This window comes from Geobacillus sp. LYN3 (assembly GCF_003064505.1).
GTDB classification, from domain to species: Bacteria; Bacillota; Bacilli; order Bacillales; family Anoxybacillaceae; genus Parageobacillus_B; species Parageobacillus_B toebii.
Genome location: NZ_QCWL01000001.1, coordinates 783,049 through 809,788, shown reverse-complemented (window position 1 = coordinate 809,788; position 26,740 = coordinate 783,049). Strand labels below are relative to the sequence as shown.

The window sequence follows — 26,740 nt, the reverse complement described above, 5'->3', positions numbered from 1 at the left end:
TCGCATATTTATCAAAATTTGGGGGCTAGAAGTTCAATTTATCTCGAAGAATTTTTACTCCTCAGAGCTGGAGATTAGCATTTGTCTATTCTTATCTGGTAAATAAATTTTTATTTTTGAAATATTATTTCTTGTTATCTGTGGTTGCGCACTTCCCGAAATAACATCCTTAAAACCTCTGTATTTTAAATAATAATATAGATATTTTAGATCAACTTTTTCTTTATCAAGGGAATCAAGTGCCATTGCGTTTCCAGTTACATACGAATATGGCTGACATATATTAATCTCGCCACATGTAGCCCCTCTACAAGTTATTAGGATAGTTTCTTCAGTATGTGTATATTCAGAGTAGTAACCAATAATCCCATTTGCTCCATAAACCGGATATCCTTCATCTGTCAATTGATTCATACTAATTGTTTTCCATTGTTTTGGAGAACATATATCTGATAATCGATATAAGTTGTTACTCACTTTAACATATCCTCCAGTTCTTTCAATCCATTTACAATTTGTTTCTCTAAATCCAGTACTCTCTCAAGTATCACACTCGGCGCTTCATACTGCACTTCTTCATACTCAATTTCTTTATACTTGTTAATCGAAAGGTCATAGTCATTTTCACGAATTTCTTCCACCGACACAAAGAACGACTGCTCCGTACGTTTCCGGTCTTTTTCCGCTTCACGGTTATGGAAGCGCGCAATGATATCCGGAATGTCGTTGTCTTCAATCGGGGTGCGCTTGTCGTCTAAAGAGTAGCCATCGGCTTTCATGTCGTAAAACCAGACGTGATCTGTTCCGCCGACGCCTGTTTTTGTAAAAATCATGATCGCCGTAGAAACCCCGGCATATGGTTTAAATACGCCGCTTGGCATGGAAATAATCGCTTCTAACTTATGATTTTCCACAATTTCTTTGCGGATATCTTTATGCGCCTTCGAGCTGCCGAACAATACCCCGTCCGGCACAATGCACGCGCAACGTCCGCCCGTTTTTAAAATGCGTAAGAATAATGCCAAAAATAAAAGTTCGGTTTTCTTTGTCTTTACAACTTTTAACAAATCATTTGAAACTGCATCATAATCTAATGAACCTTTAAAAGGCGGATTGGCAAGGACAAGAGTGTATTTGTCCTTATCTTTGTTTTGTTCCGACAAGGAGTCGCGATATTCGATATTTGGATTTTCAATGCCATGGAGCATCATGTTCATCGCGCCAATCCGCAGCATCGTGCGGTCCATGTCAAAACCGTAGAACATATGGTTATTAAAATGTTCTTTTAAACTTTGCACTAAAAATAAGTCGCTGCGATGTTTGCGCAAATACTCTCCTGCCGCTACTAAGAAACCTGCGGAACCGGCGGCCGGATCAACAATAATATCTTCCGGTGTTGGTTTGACTAACTCTACCATCATATTGATAATATGACGCGGTGTACGGAATTGCCCGTTCGTGCCTGCGGTCGCGATTTTGGATAACAAATATTCATATAAATCCCCTTGTAAATCGCGGTCCTTCATTGGGAGTTTATCAATACCGTCCACAATTTTGGAAAGCATTTGCGGCGTAGGAATCATAAAAATCGCATCGCTCATATACTTGGCATATGCGGAATTTTTATTGCCATGCAAGCTTTTAATAAAAGGAAATACTTCCTTAGATACAATTTCATACATTTGGGAAGCTTCTAGATTTTTAAATTTGCTCCAACGCAAGTGTTGTTTATCTTCAGGAAAGATTCGTTCAAACTCAATTCCTAATAAAGCAGCCTCTTTCTCTCTTTGGGTTTCAGCTTCATCAAGGCCTTTAATAAATAAGAGGTATGTAAATTGTTCAATGACCGTCAGCGGGTTCGTAATTCCGCCCGTCCAAAACGTTTCCCATATTTTATCGACTTTGTTCTTTAATTCTCCAGTAATCATATAGCTGCCTCCTTATTATTTCCAAACTTAATTATACATAGTTTTATCGGCGTTAGAAACTTTGATTTCGCTGGATTCAATTAACTATCAAAAAAGGAAAATAATGATACCTAGACAGGCAATTAACCGAATAATGAATTTGCTCGATGGGTAAAAAACTGAAAAATGAAACCACCAATTTTTTTAGAAAAACCCTTAAAATATAAAAAAACAAAGATATAATGTATTCAAAATTAATCCTTAGAAAGATCTCCAAACAAAAAATTAAATACTGACTCCGTAACCCGACAAAAAGCGAAAACCGCAGAGGTTACTAAGCCACTTAATGTATGTGGATGTGGCTGGGTACTCTGCGGTTTTTATTTTTAGACTTACCTTTAAATGAAAGGAGCCAACTATCATGAAGAACCAATTAAATTCTATAGAACGCATTTATAGTGACCCTAAAGTAACCTTTTCTGAACTTATTAAATCCATTATTGAAATTAAAGCGGATAGAACTCCAAAAATCTTTTATCGATTCTCCGCTCCGAATGAATAAAAGCAGGAAACAAAAGCGTTTCCTGCTTAATTTTCTCTCAAAACGATCTGCGAGACACACTCCACATGCGCAGTATGCGGAAACATATCAACCGGCTGCACTTCTAATGTTTTATACCCGCCGTCTTCGAGGATTCGTAAATCCCTTGCCAATGTCGCCGGGTTGCAGGACACATACACAACGCGCTTTGGTTTCATGGCGATGATCGTTTGCAAAAGTGTTTCATCACAGCCTTTGCGCGGCGGGTCGACAACGATACAGTCCGCGCGGATGCCTTGTTCGTACCATTTCGGAATGACTGCTTCCGCCTCGCCGACGGCAAATTCAACGTTGGTGATGCCGTTTAATTCAGCGTTGCGCTTTGCGTCTTCAATCGCTTCCGGCACCACTTCGACACCGTACACTTTTTTCGCTTTTTTTGCTAAAAACAACGAAATCGTGCCGATGCCGCAGTAGGCGTCAATGACCGTTTCTTTTCCCGTTAATTGCGCGTATTCCAACGCTTTTTCATACAGCACTTTCGTCTGTTCGGGATTGACTTGATAGAAAGAACGTGCCGAGATCGCGAATTTAATGTCACCGATGTAATCGTAAATGTATTCGGCACCCCACAATACTTTCGTCTCGTCACCCATAATGACATTCGTCTTTTTCGGGTTAATGTTTTGAATAATCGATTTTACATTTGGCACGGAGTCAATAATTTCCTGCACAATTTTCTTTTTGTGCGGCAACTCTTCCGTGCGGGTAATAAGGACGACCATCACTTCTTTTGTCACTGCCCCGTAACGCGCCATAATATGGCGGAGAACGCCTTTATGCGCCACCTCATTATAGGCAGGCACCTTATATTTTTCACAAATCTTTTTCACTGTCTGCACGACGACATCATTCATCTCTTGCTGGATGAGACAGGCATCCATATCGATAATTTCATGGCTGCGCTCTTGGTAAAAGCCAGCGACAAGCCCGCCTTCGCGCTCGCCGACAGGCACTTGTGCCTTATTGCGATAGCGCCACGGGTCTTTCATGCCGATGACAGGATGAACGATGACATTTTCCAATTTCCCGATGCGTGCCATCACTTCTTTGACATGTTTCTGTTTTGCCCGAAGCTGCCCTTCGTAGCTTAAGTGCTGCAGCTGGCAGCCGCCGCATTGCTTGTAAATCGGACACAGAGGCGCGACGCGGTCCGGGCTTTGCTCATACAACTCGATGAGGCGTCCGTATCCATATCCTTTTTTCACTTTAATGACTTTTATTTTCGCTTTTTCCCCCGGAAGGCCGTTTTTGACAAAAATCGGGAATCCATCGATTTTCGCAACGCCTAACCCGTCATGCGTCAAATCTTCAAAAGTGACGTCATAGTATTCATTTTTCGCAACTGGAGCTTCTACTTTTGTCATCGTTCCTACTTCCTTTTCGTGAAAATGCTGCACTGATTGTATCATACAATCGCTTCGGACACAAAAAGAGAACAGGTCACAGCACTGTTACCATATAGGGTGCCCAAGGCTGACCAAAAGCAAAGTGTCAGACCCCGCAACATCATATATCGTGAAATGGATGTGAGGTCAGACACTTATCAGGCAGCTCCAGCACCACTATGTGCTCCGCGCTAATATCCTGCTCTCATTTGTTCTGCTTTTTCCTTTGGTACAAATACTTCAAGATGTTGATACAAGTTGACGAACTCGCCAGGCAACAGTCCGCCGTACTCGCCATCTAAATTAAGCTGGATTTTGTTTGGCGAGGTGACTTTAATGCGGTTCGCCTTCGTACAAATTAAATGCGGATCGTTAATGTGCGCACCTCTTGCAGCAAGCGTGGCAATACGGATAAATTCCGCAAGATTTGTTTTCTTTAAAATAATTAAATCAAACATGCCGTCATTCAACGAGGAGTCTGGCGCCAACTTTTCAAAACCGCCGACAGAATTCGTCAGCGAAGCTAAAAACAGCATAATTTCGCCTTCATACACCTTGCCGTCATACTCAATGCGCACCTCAGTCGCTTTAATCGACGGCAGCATTTCAATTCCTTTTAAATAATACGCCAGCTGACCGAGCATCGTTTTTAATTTGCTCGGCACTTCATACGTTAACTCGGTTAAACGGCCGCCTCCGGCAATGTTAATAAAGTAACGCGTCTTTCCTTCATTCGTCACACAGCCGATATCAATCGGCACCGCTTCACCGTTAATAATGATATCGCATGCTCCTTCAATTGTGCGCAGAACACCAACCGCCCGGGCAAAATCGTTCGTCATGCCAACCGGGATAATGCCAAGCTTCGGACGATATGTTTGATTGGCAATTCCATTCACTACTTCGTTAATCGTCCCATCTCCGCCGGCAGCGATAACAAGGTCAAATTTGCGCTCGACCACTGCCCGTTCCGCCTTTGTCGCATCCCCCGCTCCCGTTGTCGCATGACAAGACGTTTCATAACCGGCTTGTTCCAGCTGAATTAATACATCGGGCTAATGCTTTTTAAACAACTCACGTCCTGATGTTGGATTGTAAATAATTCTTCGCTCTTTTCATATCCCCATCATCCTATTTGCCCAAAGATTAAATAAATACATATTTTCCACTATTTACCATTATAAAAAAGGCTGTTGCAATTTTTTCGTCTTTAAAAAGGAAAGATGTTATAGCTGAAATATTATATCAAAAACGGACAAAAGTTTTCATTAAAAATACGCTGACACCTCGGTGGTTCTTAGTTACTTAATTTGACACATGCACCGCTGCATGCTGTGAATCAAAAACATAAATATGATGAGTTCCGTCCCCTAATTGAACCTTGCCTTTAAACGTTTGCTCCGGCAACGTTTTTTCTGTCTCTCCGCTTTCTCTTTGCCACGCGATATTTCCGTCTTCTAAACTCTCACGCGTCACAGCTGTTACGAGAATATCTGTATTTTTATCAAGGCTAATCTGAACATCCTCCGCTTTTGAAACAGTCCAATTGGCGGCAAGCTTCCGCGGATAAAGAAGCACTGAATTATAGTTCCCGCGTACTTCGAGCGAAAGATGCTGCGGAATAACGACAGTCGGGGTCATCGCGTTCACCGTATGAAACAGTCCTTCCTTCCGCGGCATTTCTTTTATAGTAATATACATCGTATCCCCGACAATATTCATCGCAACATAATCTTCCTGCTTTTTGATGTCGTTGGCTGAAAGAGATTGGTATGTTCCAAAGATTTGAATTTCACCGTTGCTGCCTCCTTCAATCACAATCGGTTGGCTCCCTGTTTGTAAGACAGTTCTCTTCATCTCAGGCGAAACAGACTGCCGGACATTCGGCAGGTGAAAGACTTTCGTTTCTGCACTAACGACCGTGCGAATTTCTTGCCATATTCCTGTTGATGAAAGCAATACAAATAAAACGGCTACCGAACCGAGCACCCCGATAAAGATGATGCTCAAAAAATCATATTTGATCAATGTATTTTCCTGCTTCGAAAAATAAAGATACACAAGAATTTCAACGCCAAGCAACACTAAGAGAAACGGCCACCAGCTCGCAAAAATGTCTGCAGCTCCCATTCCTTCCCATTGAGAAATAAACAACACGATGCCAAGCAAAATAAGAGAGGCTCCCATTGACACCGTCCCAACGCGCCATTTTCTCATTTCGTCCCCTCCTTCTTCTCTTTACTGCCTAAAAGCAGCTTGAAGCCGCCGCCAATTAACAAAATGCAAACGATCGTTGTTTGGAAAAATTGATTGTACCAGTAATAAATATCGATTTGTAATAGCTTTGATAGATGCGAAGCAAATGCTGGAAGCAGGATGCTGTCAAGCAAATAATAAAGACCTAACAACAATAATCCGAATCCAACCCATCTTTGATGATTGATAAAGTAGGAAACGATCGGCTGATCCTCAAGCTCTTCTTCGCCATACTTCGACGCCTTCTGCAATGCGTCAAAAAAGCTGTAAAACCAAATGAGCGGAATAAGGAAGAAAAAGGCAGACAGTCTTAACACATCCATCACATAAATCGCCAGCAAAAAGGCGGCCATTAACTGCAAGCCTCTGCGCTGTAATCCTAAGTACATATGACCCGCACCCGGAAAAATCGAAAGAAGAGTCGCAAGTGTTTTGCTTTTCCTTCCATCCTCTCGTTTCGCTTCAAAATCTTCGAAAATCGTTCGATCGACCAGTGACTCGCCGTTTTGTTTTCGATTGAGCTGTTGAACAACATCAAACATGTTGTAAATCCAAACGATCGGCAAAATTCCTAAAAAAACTAAGAAGCTGCCTTCATGCAGCAATACCGTTACAAAAAATATCATGATCATAAGCCCAAAGAAGCTGATTAATAACGTTAACCCTCGGTTCATCAAGCCGAGCTGGAAATGCCCGAGCCCGGGAATGAAGGAAAGAAGAATCGTGTAAAACTTCTCGTTGTCCTGATTTGCCTGTAAAACCTCTCCTTGGACAAGTGTATGCTCCGGCTGTCTTTTGATGAGTGTAAGAATCATATCTAAAATACTGATCAACCAAATCAATAAAGAAAAGAGGACGATCGCCAGCGGTCCACTATTATATGTCAAAAAGACAAGACCGACCGCGAGCACAATCGGCGCAAAAAAGGAAAAGCTATAAAACACTCCCCTTGCTTTTTTATTTAAATAAAAATGCCCAGCACCAGGGATAAATGATAAAAAGAACGCAACTAACGAATTTTTGTTCATCGATTATTCACTTCCTCCTTTTGATTTACCTTTAGCCAATCGAGAAATGATAATGTTTTATCCATCCATTGTTCCGTATAGGCCGGCCTGTTTCCTGATAAATCTGTTCCAACAACGCCGGCATTTGTGACTAATTGAAAAATTCCCGAAGACATAAACCCAATCGTAATCGCAGCGGCAATTCCGTAATGAAGCAATTTTTGCTTCGTCTGTGTCTGCTTCGTACGCTTTGGCTTTTTATATTGTTCAACTTGTGCAAGGATGACATCGGCTGAAACAGCTTCATCGGAAGGATTCGGCAAGTCGGAAGCATTTTCTTCAATGAGCTCCATATATACCGCTAAGCATTGATCACAACTATAAAGGTGGCTCTCCATTTCCTCTCTTTTTTCCTCTGGCAGTACATCACAAATGAACTGCCGCCATTCTTCGTTCGTGTAATGACTCATTGAAAATCCTCCTCCCTCCAATGCTTTCTTAGCCAGCTGCGTGCTCTGTAAAGCTTTGTCTCGACCGTTTTCACTTCGACATTTTGTTCTTTCGCAATTTGTTGATACGATTTTTCATCTATGTAATAAGCGTAAATAACATCTCGATAGTTAAGCGGAATTTCCTCAAGACGTTGGCGGATTCGCTCTCGCTCCTCTTTTTTCATAACCGAAACTTCAACCCTTTCATCGGCTTCGGCCTCAATGGACTCCATTACTTCTTCACGCTGCCGCTGCATTTTCCGCTTGACATCAATCGCGTAGTTCACAGCAATGCGCGTCATCCATGTTTTAAAGCCTTGTGACTGATATCGGGGGAGTGAAAAATAAATCCGCACAAATACTTCCTGCGTAACATCCTCGGCATCTTTTTCGTTGCGAATAATCGAGTACACCGTTTTAAATAAATAATTGCGGTATTTCTCGATTAACAGGCGAAATGCATGCTCGTCTCCTTTCCTTGCTTTCGCGATTAATGCTTCGTCCTGAATCTCACTCTCCCCCTTTCTATCTGTCTTCACTTATATAGACGAAATCATTAGCCGTTTGCCCTACACTTTTTTGTAATTTTTTTTGTGTCAATTTTTGTGAAATAAAAAAACGCCTAGGAAACAGGCGCCCCATCTTTTTCTCCTTAAAACCAAACCAATCGTTCGTTCAGTAAATTTCTACCTTTTGGGTAACAACATAAACGCAAAATAAGTAAAAATAGCGAATAAGAGACTGAATCCAAATAGTATGTTTCCAGCAATGAGAAAGCTATGAATATAACTTTCTAATATGATATGATAACGCTCCGTACTCGCTCCGCCTTGCTTTGCTACCCATGAGTCTGCCAAGGACGTTCCAAAATCAACACTAAAAAAAATGAGAACCAATCCAACAACTCCTATTACGGTTACAAAAAAACCGGTCCATTTTAACTGATTCTCCGTCATTTAATCCCTCCAATAAACAAATTTAGATAAGAGTTAGAAGCCCTCCTCACAAAAACATGTAATCGTCGTAAGGATTTATGAAAACAATCATCTATTTTATGGAATTCATGTTTGTAAACTTAATTCTAATGTTGTCATAGAAAATCCTTCTTGTTTTAAGAGAAAAACATGATTCACCAATAGTCGAGAATCGCTGCTGAAAAATCGCTTACATTCCGCAATCCTACCCCAAGATAGGTCCGTTTCACTTCTCCGTATTGCAATAAATCTTCCACAATAGGCTTCACATCTTCACTCGGAATCGCAAAACCTAATCCCTCTACACCATCTTCTGAAATTTTGAGACTATTAATTCCAACAACTTGTCCAGCGCTATTAATCAATGCTCCGCCACTGTTTCCCAGGTTAATCGCTACATCGATTTACTTTGATAACTTTCACTTTCGCTTTTTCACCGGGCAAACCGTTTGGAACGAAAATTGGAAAACCATCGATTTTCGCCACCCCTGCCCCGTCGTGCGTTAAATCTTCAAATACGACGTCATAATATTCGTTTTTTGCTACTGGTGTTTCCATTTGTCTTTCCCCTTCCGCGAAATGCTGTCAAGATTGTAGCATAGTCGAACAAAAAAGAACAGGTTCACTCCCCTGTTCTCATTTGCTCAGCTTTTTCTTTCGGAACAAATACGTTCATATGGCGATATAAGTTAACAAATTCGCCCGGAAGCATGCCGCCGTACTCGCCGTCTAAATTTAGCTGCATATTGTTTGGCGAAGTTACTTTAATGCGGTTTGCCTTCGTGTAAATCAGATTCGGGTCATTAATATGTTCGCCGCGCGCCGCGAGCGTCACTAATCGGATAAATTCCGCCAAATTCGTTTTCTTTAAAATAATTAAATCAAACATGCCATCATTCAGTGAAGAATCAGGCGCTAACTTTTCAAAGCCGCCGACAGAGTTGGTGAGCGATACTAAAAAGAGCATAATTTCTCCTTCAAACACTTTTCCGTCATATTCAATGCGCGCCTCTGTCGCTTTAATCGATGGCAGCATCTCAATACCTTTTAAGTAGTAGGCAAGCTGGCCAAGCACCGTTTTCAATTTGCTTGGCACCTCATAGGTTAGTTCTGTTAAACGGCCGCCTCCCGCAATGTTAATAAAATAGCGCGTTTTTCCTTCATTGGTGACAGAGCCGATATCAATCGGAACCGCTTCCCCGTTGGTAATAATGTTGCAAGCTCCTTCGATAGTACGCGGCACCCCGATCGCACGGGCGAAATCGTTCGTCGTGCCGACAGGAATAATGCCAAGCTTTGGTCGATAGTCTTGATCGGCAAGACCGTTGACCACTTCATTAATCGTTCCATCCCCGCCGGCGGCGACGACTAAATCAAATTCGCGTTCGACCGCTTTCCGCGCCGCTTCCGTCGCATCTCCCGCTCCTGTCGTCGCATGGCAAGATGTTTCATAGCCTGCTTTTTCTAAATGTATTAACACATCTGGCAAATGTTTTTTAAATATTTCTCGACCTGACGTTGGATTGTAAATGATCCTTGCACGCTTCATCGTTTCATCATCCTACTTTATTAATGTCAATTCCACTATTTAACATAATAGCGGAATTGCCCAGCAGTTGCAACGATGACGTCTTTCCATCAAGAAAGGGCTGATCTCTCAGCCCTTTTCATTATTGCCCTGCTGTTTTCCGTTGCTCCACCGCGTCTTCACTCTCTTGGATACTTGGCGGTTCCACATTTCCTTTCGCCGCAAAGTTTTCTAGCAATTGTTTCACATCGATCCCCGTGGAAGCTTTCAATGTTTCCTGCAGGCTGGCCATTAAATTGGTCGCATAGCCGGTAATGCGGTTCGCCCCGCCGTTTGTGCTATTAGAACCCGTATCGACAATCGTAATTTTATCGATATTCGCAAGCGGACTTGCCACTTGTTTCGCGTATTCAGGAAGCATTTTGATGATCATGTCGAGAATCGCCGCTTGACCATACCGTTCGAACGCTTCGGCAATTTTTTGTTTTGCTTCCGCTTCGGCCAATCCTTTCAAGCGGATAATTTCTGCTTCTGCTTCCCCTTTTGCTTTTTCCGCTTCTGCCTTAGCAAGCCCGTCAAGCCGGATTCGTTCTGCCTCCGCTTTTGCCATCGCTTCGATCCGGTATTTTTGCGCTTCTGCTTCTGCCATTAATTTTGTTTTTTCCGCCGCAGCCGCCTGCTCGATCGCATAACGTTCGGCGTCGGCTTTTTTCTTCACTTCGGAATCGTATTGACGCTCACGCCGCAAAATTTCTTTTTCCTCGAGCTCGATTTGCTTTTGCCGCTCGATAATTTTAATTTGCATTTGTTGTTCCGTAACTTCTTGTTTTGCTTTCGCTTCTTCTAAATGATAAGCCTGATCGGCTCGCGCTTTCGCGATATCTTGTTCACGACGGAATTCCGCTAATTTCAACTGATTAATTTTTTCTGCTTCCGCGATTTCCGTCAAGCGCTCTAGCTCCGCTTTGCGCGCTTCTTTATCCGCTTCCGCGCGTTTAATACGCGTTTCTTTTTCCGCTTCAGCTGTCGCGATGTCGGCGTCGCGTTTCACTTGGGCAATGCGAGGTTTTCCTAATGCATCTAAATAACCATTTTTATCGCGCACATCTTTAATGGTAAACGATACGATGACAAGCCCCATTTTCGCCAAGTCTTGCGAGGCGACACGCTGCACTTCTTGTGAAAACTTGTCGCGGTTTTTATAAATTTCCTCGACCGTCATCGAACCGAGAATGGAGCGAAGATGGCCTTCCAATACTTCACGCGCTTCATTTTCCATATCTTGGCGTGTTTTTCCTAAAAATTGCTCCGCCGCTGTAGCAATCTCGCCAATGGAACTGCCTACTTTAATGATCGCCACGCCATCCGCCATGACGGGAACGCCTTGTTCCGTATAAACTTCCGGCGTCTGTACATCTAGTTTAATAGAAAGAAGGCTAAGCGGCTCCGCCTGCTGGAAAATCGGCAGTACAAACGTCCCGCCGCCGCGGACAATTTTAATTTTATTTCCTGATTCATCGACATGCACATTTTTGCTTCCTAAATAACTTCCTGTCACAATGAGTGCTTCATCTGGTCCGACAGTGCGATAACGAAGCATAAAAATAGCTACTAATCCGATAAGAAGCAGTACGACAACGCCGATAACAATTAACATTGGCGTCATTAAGCATATCCCCCTTTATGTAATGATGAAATATAATATGGATCGTGCTTCGCCACAACAGCGACGCCGTTTTCCATTTTCACGATAATCACTTCCGTCCCTGAGGCGATTTCTTCGTTGTCCATGCTTTTTGCTGGTTTCGAAATCGCTCCGCTCTTCCGCTGCAACAAAATCTCTCCAAACCCATCGGACGGCACAGTTACAATCACTTTCGCAAGCGACCCTTCCAAGTCCGTTTCCGAATAATTCAGTGATGTTTCCGCAGAGCGGAGCGGAATAAATACGAAAAAGTGCAAAAGCAAGACGACAATGACAGCAATTCCTGCGCTAATCAAAGCGATGAGCGCGCTAGACATCCCCGTATATCGTTCGAACAAAAAACCGGACGCACTTCCGACGGTAAAAAATGATAAAATAAGCTGTGGGCTGAACCATGGATGGTCTGGCATCTCAAAGATGCCGTCGATCATATCGCTTAGCAAAATATATAATAACGTCAAACTGCCGCTTACAATAAGCACACCCAAATACACTGTTTCTAGTGGATATCCGAACAATCCCCGCACCCTCTTTCCGCCATCGTCTATTTAATTATACGAAATGCCATGCGTTTCTGTTTCATAACTTTTCAGATTAATATTAATTTTTCTTACATTATCTTGCATATTTCCTCTTTTTTTTAAAATAAAGCAAATACACGAGCGCCACCGCAAACTTCCATCCGTATACAAGCGCATATGCGCCGATCGAAATAAATAAGGAAATGAGAGAACTGAATTTTAAAAACTTAAAAATCGCCAGCACCCACTTTAATTTTCCTGCTAGAAACAAAACAACAGTCAAAAACGCAAGCCACGACTTTTTAAACTGCTTCAATTCTCTCAGTCTCCCTTTCCTTATTTCCGATGCATTTTAAACTGCAAAAACAGCTCGTTGTAATAAGCAAGCATTCGTTTTCCTGAATTCTCGTACACTTCTAAGTTTCCGACCGACTCAAAATCTGGATAAAACCGTTTATCCTCAGTTACTTCTTTCGGCAAATAGTCCAGCGCCTTCTCATTCGGCGTCGAATAGCCGACATACTCCGCGTTTTGCGCGGCGTTTTTCGGATCAAGCATAAAATTAATAAATTGGTGCGCCCCGTCAATGTTTTTCGCCGTTTTCGGAATCACCATATTATCGAACCACAAGTTTGATCCTTCTTTCGGCACGACATAATCGAGCTTGTCATTTTCCGCAATGATCTCCGCCGCATCACCTGACCAAACGACGCCGATCGCCGCTTCTTCATTGACCAAAAGCATTTTAATCTCATCGCCGACAATCGCTTTGACGTTCGGGGTGAGGCGGTCCAGCTTTTCCTTCGCTTCCTGCAAGTGTTTCTTATTCGTGTCATTTAGCGAATAATGCAGACTGTTGAGCCCCATGCCAATCACTTCACGCGCGCCGTCAACCAACAAAATTTGATTGCGCAAATCTTTATCCCATAAATCGTTCCAGCTCGTGATTTTCTTTCCGCCAAGCATTTCCGGATTATAGACGATGCCGACCGTCCCCCAAAAATACGGGACGGAATACTTGTTGCCTGGATCAAATGATAAATTCAAAAAGCGCGGATTGATATATTTTAAATTCGGCAGTTTCGAATGGTCGAGCGGAATAAGCAACCCATCTTCTTTCATTTTACTGATCGCATATTCAGAAGGAACGGCAACATCAAACGTCGTGCCGCCTTGGGCAATTTTCGCCATCATCGCTTCATTGGAATCAAACGTTTGGTAGATGACTTTTATGCCCGTCTGCTTTTCGAACTTTTTAATAAGCTCAGGATCGATGTAATCGCCCCAGTTATACACTGTCAATGTATTCTTTCCAGAATATCCCTCCGCTTTATTCAGCTGGGAAGACACGTAAAGCAGTACAAACGAGGCGAGAAACACCGCCGCAAAAAATGATATAAGCTTTCTCATTTTCGTCGCCCCCTCATTCCGTATAAGGAGCTGCTTTTCTGGCTAATAAAGTAGTAGCCAATCACCAGCACAACCGTAAACAAAAATAACAATGTCGATAATGCGTTAATCGACAGCGAAATGCCTTGACGCGCCCGCGAATAAATTTCGACCGATAACGTGGAAAAACCGTTGCCTGTCACAAAAAACGTCACCGCAAAATCATCCAGCGAATACGTCAATGCCATGAAAAAACCAGCGAAAATACCAGGAGCAATAAACGGCAATATCACTTTCGTCAGCACATCCCATTGATTCGCCCCTAAATCGCGAGCCGCATCAATCAGTGTCGGACTCATTTCCTGCAATTTCGGAAGCACCATCAACACGACGATCGGAACACTAAAGGCGATATGCGACAGCAGCACCGACGTAAAACCGAGCTGAATGCCGATAATCGTAAACAAAATGAGAAATGAGGCGCCGATAATGACATCGGGGCTGACGATCAAGACGTTATTCAACGTTAAAAGCAGCTGTTTCATTTGCCGCTTTTTCACATAATAAATCGCAAGCGCTCCCATCACGCCGAGAATAGTGGAAATCGCCGCAGACAAAAGGGCAATCGTCAGTGTATTTAACACGATAATCCATAAACGGGTATCACCGATCACCTCTTTATACCATTCCAGCGTAAACCCTTCGAAATCATGCATCGTTCCGCCGCTATTAAACGAATAGTAAATTAAATAAATAATCGGGGTGTACAAAATGAGAAACACGAACACTAAATACGCGTTCGCCCACTTTTTATTGCCTCGCATCGCCTCACCCTCACTTCCGATTTCCTGTCGCAATGACGACAATAGCCATCGCGATAATTAAAAACACCGCAATCGTCGAGCCCATGCCCCAGTTTTGTGTGACAAGAAAATGTTGTTCAATCGCCGTACCGAGCGTAATGACGCGGTTCCCTGCGATTAAACGCGTAATCATAAACAGCGATAACGACGGAATAAACACCGCTTGACATCCCGCTTTCACCCCATCTAACGTAAGCGGAAAAACGACGCGACGAAACGTCGTCCAAGCCGAAGCGCCAAGATCACGCGCTGCGTCAATGAGCGTTGGGTTCAGCTCCTCCAGCGAGTTGAAAATCGGCAGGATCATAAACGGGATAAAAATGTATACCGACACAAATACGAAACTAAAATCGGTGAATAAAATTTGCTTTGTGCCGATGCCGATCGTTTCCAAAATCGCATTCGCCAATCCGTACGTGCCAAAAATGCCGAGAAACGCGTACACTTTTAAAAGCAAATTCACCCACGTCGGCAAAATAATAAGCAAAAGCCAAAGTTGTTTATGTTTCGTTTTCGTCAGAAAATACGCGGTCGGATACGCGACAAGCAGCGAAAAAAGCGTGATCAAAAACGCGTACCAAACGGAACTGACCGCCATCTTTAAATAAATCGGCGTAAAAAACGTTTTATAATTGGAAAGCGACCAATTCCCGTCAATGTCAAAAAACGAATAATACAAAATCAATAAAATCGGCGCAACGACAAATAGCCCAATCCATATTACATATGGAAATAAGTAAACATTGCGTACACTATTTTTCATCGGATCTCTCACCATCATCTTCATCATCGCTAATGCGCATGACATGAATGTCCTCTGGGTCAAAATAAAGCCCGATTTCTTCCCCTACTTCCGCTTTTTTCGTCGAATGGACGAGCCATTCATTCCCATCTTCGTCATAGCAGCACAACTCGTAATGTACACCTCGGAACAATAGCGAATCAACGCGCACTTGGAGCTTTCCTTGATCTTTTGTCGTAATGTCCAAATCTTCCGGACGGATGACAATATCGACTGGCTCGTTCGGGCGAAATCCTTTGTCCACGCACGTAAACCGCTTCCCAGCGAATTCGACAAGGTAATCTTCAATCATCGTGCCTCGCAAGATGTTCGATTCACCGATAAAATCAGCGACAAACCGATTAATCGGCTCATCGTAAATGTCTTTCGGTGTGCCGCTTTGCTGGATTTTCCCCTTATTGAGCACAAAAATTTGGTCCGACATCGCCAGCGCCTCTTCTTGGTCATGGGTGACAAAAATAAACGTAATCCCTAAGCTTCGCTGCAGTTCGCGAAGCTCATATTGCATTTCCGTGCGCAGCTTTAAATCAAGCGCCGACAGCGGCTCATCAAGCAGGAGCACTTCTGGTTCGTTGACAATCGCGCGCGCAATCGCCACTCGCTGCCGCTGGCCTCCGGACATTTCTTGAATACTGCGATTCTCGTATCCTTCTAAATTCACAAACCGAAGCGCCTGTTTTACTTTTTCCTCAATTTCCGAGCGCTTTTTCTTTTTAATCCGCAGCCCAAACGCCACGTTTTCAAACACGTTCAAATGCGGAAACAAAGCATAATCCTGAAACACCGTATTCACTTGCCGCTTATTCGCAGGTACATGATTTACCGGCTTTCCGTGAAAATAAATCGTTCCTTTCGTCGGCTCCGTAAACCCCGCGATCAAACGCAGAATCGTCGTCTTCCCGCATCCCGACGGCCCGAGCAAGGTATAAAACTTCCCGCGCTCAATCTCAAAACTGACATCATCGAGCACGACTAACCCATCGTATTCCTTCGTCACCCGCTCAAAGCGGATGATCGCCTCTTTCTCCATCAGCCCCCACTCCTTGCTTCGAATATATCCTCTGCCAATGAAATCAATCTATTCCTAATTCCCATCAATCACTATTAGAACATGCACACAATAAAAGTGCAATAAAAAAACTCGTTTCTCCACTAGAATTATGCTAGAGAGAAACGAGAATGCGCATATAGGTCAGAATGTGACATTGACATGGTGCAGGGAAAGCTGCCGGAACACTACGCAATTACTCGTAGGTGCGATAAAAATAAATAGTTACCAATTCATTATATCACGTTGGAACGCTGGTTCAATTTCATAATTACGATAAAAACAATAATAGAACCTCTTTTAGCTTGGTTTTCATTTCTCATAGGTAAGATAAAAACAGGGATGAATGAGAAAGATTTTGGCGTTGTATACCGCGATTTCAATTCCTTATAGGTAAGATAAAAACCTCAAGTTCACTGACGAATAATTTTCGCCCTTCTTCATGTTTCAATTCCTCATAGGTAAGATAAAAACCCCAAAAAATCATTGATAAATCAACATTTTTCAAAATAGGTTAAGTCCAGTATAAAACATTTATAAAATTGCGTCAATAGAGTTGATCCTTGATGCCTGTAAGCAGGAGGGCGAAAAATAAAGTGTCGTCGATCCCCCGCACTTTTTGCATGATTGGAGGTCGACGGCAACAAAAACAGACGTGGTGATTAACTAAACTAATAAAGACTAATTTCGATTTGTTCACCGGCCAACATGCCGATGTTGCCGATTCATCTAGACATACCCTTTGTTGTCATTGAAAAAGGTCATACGGAATAGCCTCGCCAATTCGCCCGTTCCGTCCGGTTGTCGTCTCTGCCATTGTCAACGAATTTAAGATGGCTTCCTCCGTTGACTCGATGGCTGCTTGAAACAGCTCATTCATCAATGGATCATCATCGCGAATGAGCGGCGGAAGTTGATAATAAGATGACTCAGAAAAGTGGGGGATAGTGTATCCGTTCGAAAATGCGATGATGATATCTCCGCTTCCATGGTGAATATGGCTTCCTGTTCGAGCGAGCCCGAAGGCTGCACGTTTTGCCAGCCGCTTCAATTGACGAGAGCTCAAAGGAGCGTTGGTTGCGACAATAATCATAATAGAACCATTCGGAATTTCTGTTTCATCAAATGATGGTTTTCGATACTGTGCAATGCACAACTCTTCCCTTTTGCCAAAATTGCTAAGAACCAATGCGCCAACGGTGTAAATCCCTCCATGGATGATTCGCGAAGAACTGCCAATTCCCCCTTTATAGCCGAAACACATCGTACCAGTGCCTGCGCCCACCGCACCCTCTTCGACATCAAAAACAGCCTGCTCTATCGCTAGTTTTGCATGTTCTTTTTCGATGACAGGAAAATGAACCGTGTTTAGATAGCTGTCATTGCATTCACCTACTACGATATTCACTGAACTAGTCGTATCCCCTATTTCTTGATTTTGTTCCATTAAATATTCCAATGTTCCTTGCCAGACTGTGCCCACACTGAACGTATTCGTAAGCATAATCGGTGATTCCATAACCCCTAGCTCTTCCACTTGCACTAATCCCGCTGTTTTCCCAAATCCATTTAAAACAAAACACGAAGCAGGCACCTTTTGCAAAAAAATATTGCCTCCATGAGGAAGAATAGCCGTAACTCCTGTTCGAATGACCGTCTTTTCATCCAACTCTTTCTTTAATGTTACATGTCCTACCTTAACTCCAGGAACATCAGTGATCTGATTATGCTTTCCCGTTTCCAGCGATCCAATTTCAATGCCTAATTCCCGAATCTTTTTTCTCATCCTTTTATTCCTCCTGTTGGTTTCAAGGAACAACCAGTATCCATTTCATTTTCCATAATACCCCTGATATCTGTTTTCGTCGAGGTCAGCTGAAACCCTTGCGTGCAACTATTCTTTATAAGAAAATATTGATGGATGTAAGCAAGAGGGAGAAAAAGAAACTGTCGTCGATCCCCCGCACTTTTTGCACGATTGGAGGTCGACGACATTTTTCACCACGAATGATAGTTTATATATACGATCGCATATCGTTATCCGTCTGTATTATAGGTTACTAAACATCCTAAAAGCTATATCCCATTTTTGATGCCTGTAAACTTTCTTTGCAAAGAAAGACGGAGTGATTAACTTAACTCCGCCTTTTCCTTCTCTATATCTTCTCGAAGCATCAATAAAATCGCCTCCTGATACCCCGCTTTCTTGCACCGCTCGATCTCCTGCTTTACTGGCTGCAGTTTGGGAGAGGAAACCGATTGGAGCTTAGCCAGCCGCTCCTCAGAAAGCGACACACTCGGCATCGAGGCAAAGTAGTCCTCACGCGTGAAATGCCAAAGGGAAAGATTCTCGCCGTATCGCCCGGCAAGCCGATCGGCCATTTTCAGACCTTCTGGATCAAAGTCGCCCGAATAATAAAGATGAGCGCCCGACTCCACAAGCAAGTCAAGAAGCAATAGCGTCGCCAAATTGAGTTGGCCGTTTGTGCTGACAAGCGGCATCGCTTCGTCTAGCAGTTCAGAAAAAACGCCGGCGTTTTCTACGACAAAGACGGCATTTCCTTTCGCTGGATACGCGCGGGTTAGTGACACTATCTCCCTCAGCGGCACATTCAGCGCCATATTCGTTTCACAAGCGGCGGAAAATACGGGATGAATGCCCTCTTTCGTTTCTGCCAAAATTCCCGCGCACGTCACGAAATTGAGGATGTCTTCGCGCAATATGCCGAACGATTGCAATAGTTCATTGACTTCTTCTACAGACGAAAGCTGATATTTTTTTCGAGAGTAAAATTCCAATGCGGATAGCAGCAGTTTTCCTTGAAACGTGTGCAAATCAAACGCGTGCGGGTCTCCGGTTACTTTTTGCGCGAATAGCGGCAGGCGTTCGTATGTTCCTTTTTCAGGCAGCTGGCGAATCGCTTCACAAACCATGCAAAGGGACGCATACAGCTCCTCGCGCTGCTGGGCGTACGCCTGATGAAGCAGGCGGTATTCGTTCGGGTGCTCCAGCGCTGCCGTAAGCCATTCCGCTCCACTAGGACAAGCGGCGATCAGACGCTGGAAAAACGCCGCTTTTTCTTGTTGTTCCGCTTCACGCCTTTCTTTGTTTGCGACGAGCGGTTCTCCAAAATAATGGACTAACAGCTCTTCCAGTGAAACACCTGCAAATCTTGTCTTATCCAGTTGTTTGGCAAACGCCTGCAGCGAAACGCGCGTCATTTCCTTCCCAAAAAACGCCGCGATTGCTTCTTTTTCTTCTTTCGTAAAATTCGCAAGGGAAATGGTGCCGCCAATGCGGCCGAGCGATTCGTACTTCTTTTTCATTTCGCAAAAAAGGCGGTGAAATCCAGCTTCACCGCGAAAAAATTGCGCCGCTTCCGCCGCTAGTTCCGGCAATGATTTCATTGTTTCACCACCATTTCTTGTTCGTCCCAATCTGTCACAAGCCGCTTCATCGTTCCGTTCCAATAATAGCGGATCACGGTGACGTGCGAAGCGTTTTTCGGGCGCACAAGCTCGCAAATCGAAAGAGCCGGCACGGTGTCGTAATCTCCCCACAGCGCCTGCGAGTTCATGATGTAATTAAAGCCGAGCGATTCAACAAGATCGAACATATCGCGAATATTATTTTCATCCACACCGGCGAACGCTTCATCAAGGGAAATGATGTATGGCGCCTCCTCACTTGCTTCTTGATAGCGGGCATACGCGGCCGCAAAGAGCGGAATGTACATCGCCATCGCTTTTTCTCCGCCGCTAAACTGATAAAATCGCTGGTTCGTTAATTCCCGTTTTGGCTCATTTGTTTTTTGATAATAGAGCGTAAACGTAAACCATTTCCGGTAATCGAGCACTTCTTTAATGACTTGATGGAGCGTGTTTCCTTGCCCTTTCTCCTCTAACATTTCACGGGCGCGGTTAATTTTGGACCGGAAGTGCATCGTGACCCGCTGCAAATCTTCTTCTTTTAACAATCGCGAATTCATCCGCAACAATTCAACAAGCTCTTTCGTATCCATTTCTTCTTCTGTTTCCGCTGTTTTCGGTTTCCATTGAATGGACAACAATAATCCGGAAGAAGCATCTCGCTGTTGCATGAGCGCGTTCATATCTTTCACCCAGCGTTCGGCACGCTGAATGCGGCTGCGCAAAATACGTCCGACCGTTTTTAAAATAATATCTTCGTACAACTCGCGGTCTTGTTCATTAATGTATTCCCGCTGAAGGAGAATGTCTTTTTCCATTTCCTTTAATAAATAGAACGGAGTGACGCGCTGTCCTTTGTAATCAAGCAAAAGAATGATCCGATCCCGTTTTTCTTTCCAATCGCTCACCTTTAACTCCATTTCTTCGTCCAAATCGATACCAGCAAACGGATTTTCCTCTTCTAATGCGACAGGTTCTTGAGATAGGCGGTATTCCACTAAATTCGCGCTTTCTTGGAAGAATACGCTATTCAATTTAGCAATCACGGATGAACGCGTTTGTTCTTTTCCGATTGATCCGTAGCGGCGAACAACATCTTTTGCTTGTTCATGCGGATCTACATTCTCCGCTACTTCGACAAGACCGTGTTCCGCTTCTGCGATAAACGATCGCTTCCATACTGCTGCAAGCGTGCTAGCAAATTGAAGTTTTCGCTCTAACTCTTCTAGTTGACGGTGAGTGGATTTGATCGTTTGTTCGATGTGAGCTTGTTCGTTTATCTTTTCCGGCAACGCCTTGTTTACCCATTCAAGGCGATCGCGAACGCGGGAGATTTCCGCGCGAATGTCATCCGCTCCCATCTGTTTTAACATTTGTTCCATATGTTGTATTTCTAAAAGGAGGCGTTGTTGCTCGCTGGCTAATATATTGATTTCACCTTTTGCTTCATCGATTTCCGCTTGGACGGTTTCAAGCTGGTCTTGATGATAGCGGCTGACTTGCAATTGATGGAGAAACGAACGGTGTTCCAGAACCAATTCCGTTAAATGACCCGTATACAATTTCATCCATCGCCGCGCCTCTTCGTACCGCTCTTTTGTAAATTCAAGATCGAGTCCTTCCGCTTTTTCGCGAAGCGTTTGTTTTACTTGTTGCCAGTCGCGGGCGATGCTATTCAATTTTTCGCTTTTTCGTTCCACTTCTTGTTGTTTGCTTGTGATGGCGCGTTTTGTACGGTCCCATTCGTCAAAGGCCGCGCGAACATCGCGGTCAGACGGGAACGTTTGAAACGCTTCATGGATGGAGGCAATTGTTGCTTCCACATGCGCAAGCTGTTCCTTTTTTTGCTGAAGAAGTTCATCTAGTTGTTGAAGCTTTTCCTCGATTTGCGCGATTTGGGAAAGGCGCCACCGCTTGCGGGCGTTGCGGCCGATAAAGATCGCTTGTTCTCGTTTCGGCGCATGGCCTTGAAGGAGTCCAAACGAATAATGACCCGATTCGTTCATCGTAAATCGCCCTTCTTGCGCCTCATCAGAAATAAGAATGCTGCGAAGAACAGACTCAATGCGCTCGGCGGAAACACCGAGATCTTCATCCACATCAGGACGTAAATATTCGGCAAGCGTATGCGCCATTTCCACAGGATTTGGTTTGAGAATACGGTCATGCACGATGGAAACGTCTGTTTCGGTCACTAACGCGTCCAATAGCCCTGCGTGGTATAACGATGACTCGATTCGTTCGCGCAACGATTCTGGCACGTGGTCGTAAAACTCAACGCTTGCGTAAAATGGCACGTACGCAACCCCTCGTGCTTGTAAAGCCGCGCGGGCTTGTGCGGTTTGTTCGTCATGCTCTAATTCAGGGTCTTTTTGTTCTTTCCAGCGGCGCAGTTCTTCTTCTGTTTCTGCGATTTCTCGTTTTACTAGCTCGATTTCGTGTTCCCATCTCACTTTTTCCGCTTTTTTCTGGTCCAACGCCTCATAATATCGGTCGGCAAACGGTTTCTTTACATCTTCAAAATGATAGCGTTCATATAGCTCGTTTAAATAACGCAAAAACGATTGGATTGTTTCTTCATCGATCGGAATATCAGGATGTGCTTCTTTCCAGGCAAACACCGCTTCCTGCAGGCGCGATTTTTCCATTTCCAATAGCTCATGCCATTTTTTCGCGTCATTATGGAGATTGTCTAGTAAACGCTGCTGTTCTCCAAGCTCGTGGTATGCGTCTTCGTATCGGCGCTTGAGGTCATCATGGCGCGTCCAAAGCGACAATATTTCCTCTAACCGTTTTTCATACGCTTCCGCTTCTTTTCGCCAAAGCGTAAAGTCAAACGGCTCGTTTCGATGCCGCTGAAAGTCTTCTTCATTTAGTTCATGTGAGGCAAAGGCGCTTTCAAGCGCGGCATAGCGCAATTCTTCCAGTTGTTCGTCGATCGTTTGCGCAGACTGGTGAAGAACGTCTTCGCTTTTGGCAATCTCTTGTTTCAACTTGCGCTCTTGTTGTTGTTTATCATCAAGATAACGTTCTTTTTTCATTATTTGATCTTGCACGTTCGCAAGGCGCTGTTTCGTTTCCCGATATTTTTCTTCGGCCCGAAACACTTCGTGGCTCGCTAAATCCAGCTCCCGTTTGCGAAGCACCGCTTGCTCATTTTGTAAGCCCTGAATTTCCGTTGCCAGCTCTTCTTTTCGTGCTGCATACCGCTCTTGATCGCGGAGGCACTGCTCGCGCTCTTCCGTTAATTTTTCCTCTTGTTTTGCTGCTTTGAGCCATTCGTTCGCTTTTTCCCATATCATATATTCGTTATATTGCTGATAGTGCTGGCAGAGTCGACGCAGCGACGCTTCATCCCGTTCCAACTGTTCCAGCTGCTGCTTTGCTTGGTCCATGTTTTCAATCGTTTCCGATAAATGGCGCAATTCGTCATCCGTCAACGCCGGCAGCGAGCTTTCGAGAATTTCGTAAATGACTGTCGGCTTGAAATCTTTCGATAATTTCGGACTGCGAAGCTGAATCAAAAGCTCGATCAATTCTTGAAACGCTTCGAGCGATTCGAAACGGAAAATATATTTATTGACAAGCTCCATATACTCTTTTTGCGTATCGACAACCGTTCCGCCGTCGCCAAGCACCGTGATTAATTCTCGTTTTGTCAGCGGGATTTTTTCGCCCGTTTTTTCCTTTTTGTACAATGTAATATCTTTACCGATGCGGCGGTTGTCAAAAATGACAAATCCCCAAAAATCCATGCCTTTCTGGCGTTTCGCCCTTAAACCGATTCCGGTTGTGATATAATGGTCGCTATGTTTTCGTTTATATTCCAAAAATAAATAGCCTGTCCGTTCATCACGATCAACTAATTCCTTTTCCCCAAGCAAATAATCTTCCATGCGGCGCGCCCGTGACCCAAACGGATCAAGGCGGTCAGGGGTTTTCTTTCCGTCAAGCAAAACAGGAATCAAGCTTTGCATCGTCACTGATTTTCCCGAACCGTTGCTGCCGCGGAGAAACAGCCTGCCGTCCGCAAAATGGAAATATTCTTCATCGTAATACCAAAAATTTAATAGTCCCGCGCGATGGAGCACCCATTTATTCGTCATCATCATCCATTCCTTTCTTCATAAAATCGGGAGGATAATGGCCAACTATCCGTCCGAGCAGTGGATATAGCATGATCATTCCCGTTTCTTTTTCCACATCCGCCATTTTCCACTGTTTTAATTCCTCCAACAGCACCGATGTTAGCTGCGCTGGAGTCATGTCGCGATACGTTTTTCCCCATCCTTCTCCATAGCGCTCCTTGCATATTGTAAGCAGCCGCTGAAAATCCGCTTGTGTCATTCTGATTTTCCCGTATTCGTCTGGTGGATAATCTAGAAGATGTTCACGGACAATAGAAGCGAAATGAAGAATAATATCTGACGTTCCTTTTTGGTTGGGAAACAGCGTATATACGTTTTCCCGTTCCGGAAGGGTGAGCAAAGCGGCGTTTTTATACAGTTCGTAGCGAAAATCGCTATGCGCTTCAATATCTTCGCGCAATCGATGGCGAAAGTTGCGCAAGTAATAAAAGTCAGGATCGTCTTTTTGTTGTCGATAAACAACTGGAGATAAAAACAGTTGCCGATAAATGCGGTGGCGCCGATAATCTTGCGGAGCGGTTTTCCACTCTTCTTCTAACAATTCTTCCATCGTTTTGTACTGCGTCAAATCTTTCGGATAGGAACGCATAAAATAACGAGAAAGCACGGGGACTTCATATAGCGCTTCATGGTCTTCCCGCTGGGCGAATCCTTCGATTTCGCCGTCCACCCGCTTCACGACCCCAAGTTCTTCAGCGGTTTTTAATACACGGACCAGCGCGCGCCGCTGCTGGTAGTTTGTCCAATCAAGCGGAACGTCCCCTGGATACATCGCTTTTATTTCCTCACAGACATCCGACAGCAAAAATTTTTCTTCCACTTCCTTTCCTTCTAAATATGCCATCAAACAACAAAACAGCGCATAATCGAGCGGTTCTTGAAATGATTCAATTCCCATCCATGCCTCAGGTTCCGCCGGTATTTTTTCAAGTTTAGCAAAATAACGGTGAACAATGAGGCGATAACCGAATTTTTCTTGCACATAACGTTTTACGATATTTTCTCGTTCGCGAATCAGCTGAAACAATTCCGGGTCACGCTCGCGGGTAATCCAAAAGTTTTCCAGTAACACTTTTAGTGCTATTTTCGCCTTTTCATCAAAATCACGCTCCACTCACTAGCTCCTCCCTACTCTCAAGAAAATGAATTTCGTAATTCGGCATGATCATCGTTCCGTCTTCCGCGTGTAATTCAATAAATGAATCGTCTTTTTTGACAATTTTCACCTTCCAGCCAATTTCCGTTTTCACGACTCGATCTTCGCGCGTCATCGCTTTCGCAATCCAGCTTAATAACGTTTTGCGAACATGGGGAGCGACAACCGGCAACTCGCGTAAAATAATTTTGCCGTCTTGAACCAACTGTTTGAGCTCTTCTTCTTCACGCTGTTTTTGCTGTAAAAACTCCACCATTGTTTGTTTCTTTTTATTTTCATTGTCTACGATTGCCTGCGGCTTTTTCTTTTCCTGGTAATGGCGGACGCGCGGCTTCACCGTCCATTCACTCGGTGCTTCCTCCCAAATGTCGCGATACATATCTTCGGTCGCATCATTGTCCGTCACCAAATGTTTTGTGTGAAAACAGCCAAACACAACTGATGACAATTTATGCGCATCTTCTAGCGAATCGAGTTTAGAAAACCATTGTGCTAGATACAAATAATCTTTTTTTCGGCTGCGAAAATGATGGTGCCGCTCGCCAAGCCGCTGCACAACCCTTGTAATACGGCGGATCGCCTCGTTCGTTTGTTTCTGCAAAAACGCCAATTCACTGTCATGCCCGTTCCGGCCTAAAAACCATTCTTTTAAGCTGCGCCATGTTTCCATCCGTTCTTCCACCATCTGCTCTCTTGTAAGCGAAAGATCTTCCCAACGCGGAATCGTCATTTGATAGTCTACGACATGATGAACAAACTGACGTACTTCTTCTTCCTGCAAGTCTTCGAGCAGTTTTTCAATTTGCATCGATGTTTTTTGCAACGCGAGGATAAAATCTCGCAAATACGCTGTGAACTTTTCCTTATATACGAGAAACGCCTCTGACATCATTTGCTCTTCCATGTTTTCGCTGTTCAAGTAAGCGATATAGTCGGCGGAATTTTGAATGATTTTTTTGAAATAGTCAAATGTTTCTTCCCATACTTGGTTCATCTCATCTCGTTTTTCCGCAAATCCATTTTTGATAATTGTTTCGATGCGGACAAGCGAAGTATACAGGCGGTCAAATCGTGTTTTTTCCAATGACCCGCCAAACGAATCGCCAAGCTGCTCGAGCGCGCGGATCATACGCTCGATTTCGACCGTGTACGGGCTGCATTGATAGCGAAACCGTTTCTTTTTAAACTCTTCAATCGTGCGAATGTGCGTTGTTTCTTGTCTCGCAATCAAGTTTTTCCATTTGACGAGTTGATCTAAATCTTGCTGCAAATCATCTTCTGTATAATCCCGAAATTCATCGTGCTGTTTTAAAAACGCATACACTTCTTCTGGAAACAAATATTGCCGCATCCGTTCGTGCTGTGTGTAAAAATAGCGCAAAATCGCGCGATAGCGATACGCATTATCCACCGCTAAATACTTTACCTCCGAAATCGGCTTTAGCCAGGAAGCATCCATGTCCATTCTCCTTATCGTTCTTCAGATCATCTATTTCCATTGTAATAAATGTCGAACAATTACTCCAC

General features: G+C 43.8%; 21 protein-coding genes and 4 pseudogenes. 1 reads left to right on the top strand and 24 read right to left on the bottom strand.

Translation table 11 applies throughout. The annotated features are described in order from the left end of the window. Positions 1-54 precede the first annotated feature (54 nt). The gene (locus DCC82_RS04190) at positions 55-477 is read right to left on the bottom strand and encodes a restriction endonuclease subunit S (protein WP_097354084.1); all 423 of its coding nucleotides are present in this window, start codon (positions 475-477) and stop codon (positions 55-57) included. Next, positions 474-1,928: a type I restriction-modification system subunit M gene (locus tag DCC82_RS04185; RefSeq protein ID WP_097354083.1), complete on the bottom strand. Its 1,455-nt coding sequence runs from the start codon at positions 1,926-1,928 to the stop codon at positions 474-476. The genes DCC82_RS04190 and DCC82_RS04185 overlap by 4 nt, the downstream gene beginning before the upstream one ends. A gap of 400 nt (positions 1,929-2,328) precedes the next feature. Between DCC82_RS04185 and DCC82_RS17595 the strand changes: the two genes are divergently transcribed. Next, positions 2,329-2,469 (top strand): hypothetical protein, encoded by a 141-nt coding sequence (locus DCC82_RS17595; RefSeq protein ID WP_187252134.1) that lies wholly within the window; start codon positions 2,329-2,331, stop codon positions 2,467-2,469. A gap of 26 nt (positions 2,470-2,495) precedes the next feature. Here the strand turns inward: DCC82_RS17595 and rlmD are convergent, their stop codons facing one another. The 22 genes and pseudogenes from rlmD to DCC82_RS04075 all read right to left on the bottom strand — a co-directional run bounded on the left by rlmD (position 2,496) and on the right by DCC82_RS04075 (position 26,672). Further along, entirely contained in the window at positions 2,496-3,875 is a 1,380-nt protein-coding gene (gene rlmD, locus DCC82_RS04180) for a 23S rRNA (uracil(1939)-C(5))-methyltransferase RlmD (protein ID WP_097354082.1), read from the bottom strand. A gap of 212 nt (positions 3,876-4,087) precedes the next feature. Then, positions 4,088-4,999, bottom strand: a pseudogene (locus DCC82_RS04175) (diacylglycerol kinase). Between the two features lie 202 nt (positions 5,000-5,201). Beyond that, complete coding sequence (locus tag DCC82_RS04170) at positions 5,202-6,113, bottom strand: hypothetical protein (RefSeq protein ID WP_062679309.1); 912 nt, start codon at positions 6,111-6,113, stop codon at positions 5,202-5,204. Then, positions 6,110-7,180, bottom strand: coding sequence for a hypothetical protein (locus DCC82_RS04165; RefSeq protein WP_062679308.1), 1,071 nt, complete (start codon positions 7,178-7,180; stop codon positions 6,110-6,112). Before DCC82_RS04165 ends, DCC82_RS04170 begins: the two co-directional genes overlap by 4 nt. Continuing rightward, a complete protein-coding gene (locus DCC82_RS04160; protein ID WP_062679307.1) occupies positions 7,177-7,629 on the bottom strand; it encodes an anti-sigma factor in 453 nt (150 codons plus the stop codon). Before DCC82_RS04160 ends, DCC82_RS04165 begins: the two co-directional genes overlap by 4 nt. Continuing rightward, complete coding sequence (locus tag DCC82_RS04155) at positions 7,626-8,189, bottom strand: sigma-70 family RNA polymerase sigma factor (RefSeq protein ID WP_062679306.1); 564 nt, start codon at positions 8,187-8,189, stop codon at positions 7,626-7,628. Before DCC82_RS04155 ends, DCC82_RS04160 begins: the two co-directional genes overlap by 4 nt. Positions 8,190-8,336: 147 nt before the next feature. Then, entirely contained in the window at positions 8,337-8,606 is a 270-nt protein-coding gene (locus DCC82_RS04150; protein ID WP_097354081.1) for a hypothetical protein, read from the bottom strand. Positions 8,607-8,803: 197 nt separating this feature from the next. Next, a pseudogene (locus DCC82_RS04145) lies at positions 8,804-9,025 on the bottom strand (S1C family serine protease); the annotation flags it as partial. Beyond that, positions 9,024-9,182, bottom strand: a pseudogene (locus tag DCC82_RS04140) (TRAM domain-containing protein); the annotation flags it as partial. The pseudogenes DCC82_RS04140 and DCC82_RS04145, both read right to left, overlap by 2 nt. 64 nt (positions 9,183-9,246) lie before the next feature. Next, positions 9,247-10,173: a diacylglycerol kinase gene (locus tag DCC82_RS04135; RefSeq protein ID WP_097354080.1), complete on the bottom strand. Its 927-nt coding sequence runs from the start codon at positions 10,171-10,173 to the stop codon at positions 9,247-9,249. Positions 10,174-10,294: 121 nt separating this feature from the next. Further along, complete coding sequence (locus tag DCC82_RS04130; protein ID WP_097354079.1) at positions 10,295-11,818, bottom strand: flotillin lipid rafts scaffold protein FloT; 1,524 nt, start codon at positions 11,816-11,818, stop codon at positions 10,295-10,297. Further along, on the bottom strand, positions 11,818-12,375 hold the full coding sequence (locus DCC82_RS04125) for an NfeD family membrane protein (protein WP_062755885.1): 558 nt from the start codon (positions 12,373-12,375) through the stop codon (positions 11,818-11,820). The genes DCC82_RS04130 and DCC82_RS04125 overlap by 1 nt, the downstream gene beginning before the upstream one ends. 127 nt (positions 12,376-12,502) lie before the next feature. After that, a pseudogene (locus DCC82_RS04120) lies at positions 12,503-12,694 on the bottom strand (hypothetical protein); the annotation flags it as partial. A gap of 20 nt (positions 12,695-12,714) precedes the next feature. Continuing rightward, positions 12,715-13,788, bottom strand: coding sequence for an ABC transporter substrate-binding protein (locus tag DCC82_RS04115; RefSeq protein ID WP_097354077.1), 1,074 nt, complete (start codon positions 13,786-13,788; stop codon positions 12,715-12,717). After that, positions 13,785-14,591, bottom strand: coding sequence for an ABC transporter permease (locus tag DCC82_RS04110; protein WP_097354076.1), 807 nt, complete (start codon positions 14,589-14,591; stop codon positions 13,785-13,787). Before DCC82_RS04110 ends, DCC82_RS04115 begins: the two co-directional genes overlap by 4 nt. 10 nt (positions 14,592-14,601) lie before the next feature. Next, the gene (locus DCC82_RS04105; RefSeq protein WP_089096797.1) at positions 14,602-15,393 is read right to left on the bottom strand and encodes an ABC transporter permease; all 792 of its coding nucleotides are present in this window, start codon (positions 15,391-15,393) and stop codon (positions 14,602-14,604) included. Next, positions 15,383-16,462 (bottom strand): ABC transporter ATP-binding protein, encoded by a 1,080-nt coding sequence (locus tag DCC82_RS04100; RefSeq protein WP_097354075.1) that lies wholly within the window; start codon positions 16,460-16,462, stop codon positions 15,383-15,385. The genes DCC82_RS04105 and DCC82_RS04100 overlap by 11 nt, the downstream gene beginning before the upstream one ends. Positions 16,463-17,228: 766 nt before the next feature. Next, complete coding sequence (locus DCC82_RS04095; RefSeq protein WP_012749048.1) at positions 17,229-18,266, bottom strand: DmpA family aminopeptidase; 1,038 nt, start codon at positions 18,264-18,266, stop codon at positions 17,229-17,231. 344 nt (positions 18,267-18,610) lie between these two features. Next, positions 18,611-19,888: a TIGR02679 family protein gene (locus DCC82_RS04090; RefSeq protein ID WP_097354074.1), complete on the bottom strand. Its 1,278-nt coding sequence runs from the start codon at positions 19,886-19,888 to the stop codon at positions 18,611-18,613. Next, positions 19,885-24,015, bottom strand: coding sequence for a TIGR02680 family protein (locus DCC82_RS04085; protein WP_097354073.1), 4,131 nt, complete (start codon positions 24,013-24,015; stop codon positions 19,885-19,887). Before DCC82_RS04085 ends, DCC82_RS04090 begins: the two co-directional genes overlap by 4 nt. Next, the gene (locus tag DCC82_RS04080; RefSeq protein ID WP_097354072.1) at positions 24,005-25,171 is read right to left on the bottom strand and encodes a TIGR02678 family protein; all 1,167 of its coding nucleotides are present in this window, start codon (positions 25,169-25,171) and stop codon (positions 24,005-24,007) included. Before DCC82_RS04080 ends, DCC82_RS04085 begins: the two co-directional genes overlap by 11 nt. Then, positions 25,161-26,672 (bottom strand): TIGR02677 family protein, encoded by a 1,512-nt coding sequence (locus DCC82_RS04075; RefSeq protein ID WP_097354071.1) that lies wholly within the window; start codon positions 26,670-26,672, stop codon positions 25,161-25,163. Before DCC82_RS04075 ends, DCC82_RS04080 begins: the two co-directional genes overlap by 11 nt. Positions 26,673-26,740 lie beyond the last annotated feature (68 nt).

Excerpts from the sequence above, each read along its gene's own strand:
- DCC82_RS04100 (WP_097354075.1), bottom strand. The coding sequence starts at position 16,462 with ATGGAGAAAGAGGCGATCATCCGCTTTGAGCGGGTGACGAAGGAATAC.
- DCC82_RS04110 (WP_097354076.1), bottom strand. The coding sequence starts at position 14,591 with ATGCGAGGCAATAAAAAGTGGGCGAACGCGTATTTAGTGTTCGTGTTT.
- DCC82_RS04090 (WP_097354074.1), bottom strand. The coding sequence starts at position 19,888 with ATGAAATCATTGCCGGAACTAGCGGCGGAAGCGGCGCAATTTTTTCGC.
- DCC82_RS04160 (WP_062679307.1), bottom strand. The coding sequence starts at position 7,629 with ATGAGTCATTACACGAACGAAGAATGGCGGCAGTTCATTTGTGATGTA.
- DCC82_RS04105 (WP_089096797.1), bottom strand. The coding sequence starts at position 15,393 with ATGAAAAATAGTGTACGCAATGTTTACTTATTTCCATATGTAATATGG.
- DCC82_RS04150 (WP_097354081.1), bottom strand. The coding sequence starts at position 8,606 with ATGACGGAGAATCAGTTAAAATGGACCGGTTTTTTTGTAACCGTAATA.
- DCC82_RS04085 (WP_097354073.1), bottom strand. The coding sequence starts at position 24,015 with ATGACGAATAAATGGGTGCTCCATCGCGCGGGACTATTAAATTTTTGG.
- DCC82_RS04115 (WP_097354077.1), bottom strand. The coding sequence starts at position 13,788 with ATGAGAAAGCTTATATCATTTTTTGCGGCGGTGTTTCTCGCCTCGTTT.
- DCC82_RS17595 (WP_187252134.1), top strand. The coding sequence starts at position 2,329 with ATGAAGAACCAATTAAATTCTATAGAACGCATTTATAGTGACCCTAAA.
- DCC82_RS04095 (WP_012749048.1), bottom strand. The coding sequence starts at position 18,266 with ATGAGAAAAAAGATTCGGGAATTAGGCATTGAAATTGGATCGCTGGAA.
- DCC82_RS04075 (WP_097354071.1), bottom strand. The coding sequence starts at position 26,672 with ATGGATGCTTCCTGGCTAAAGCCGATTTCGGAGGTAAAGTATTTAGCG.
- DCC82_RS04135 (WP_097354080.1), bottom strand. The coding sequence starts at position 10,173 with ATGAAGCGTGCAAGGATCATTTACAATCCAACGTCAGGTCGAGAAATA.
- DCC82_RS04165 (WP_062679308.1), bottom strand. The coding sequence starts at position 7,180 with ATGAACAAAAATTCGTTAGTTGCGTTCTTTTTATCATTTATCCCTGGT.
- DCC82_RS04170 (WP_062679309.1), bottom strand. The coding sequence starts at position 6,113 with ATGAGAAAATGGCGCGTTGGGACGGTGTCAATGGGAGCCTCTCTTATT.
- DCC82_RS04185 (WP_097354083.1), bottom strand. The coding sequence starts at position 1,928 with ATGATTACTGGAGAATTAAAGAACAAAGTCGATAAAATATGGGAAACG.
- rlmD (WP_097354082.1), bottom strand. The coding sequence starts at position 3,875 with ATGACAAAAGTAGAAGCTCCAGTTGCGAAAAATGAATACTATGACGTC.
- DCC82_RS04130 (WP_097354079.1), bottom strand. The coding sequence starts at position 11,818 with ATGACGCCAATGTTAATTGTTATCGGCGTTGTCGTACTGCTTCTTATC.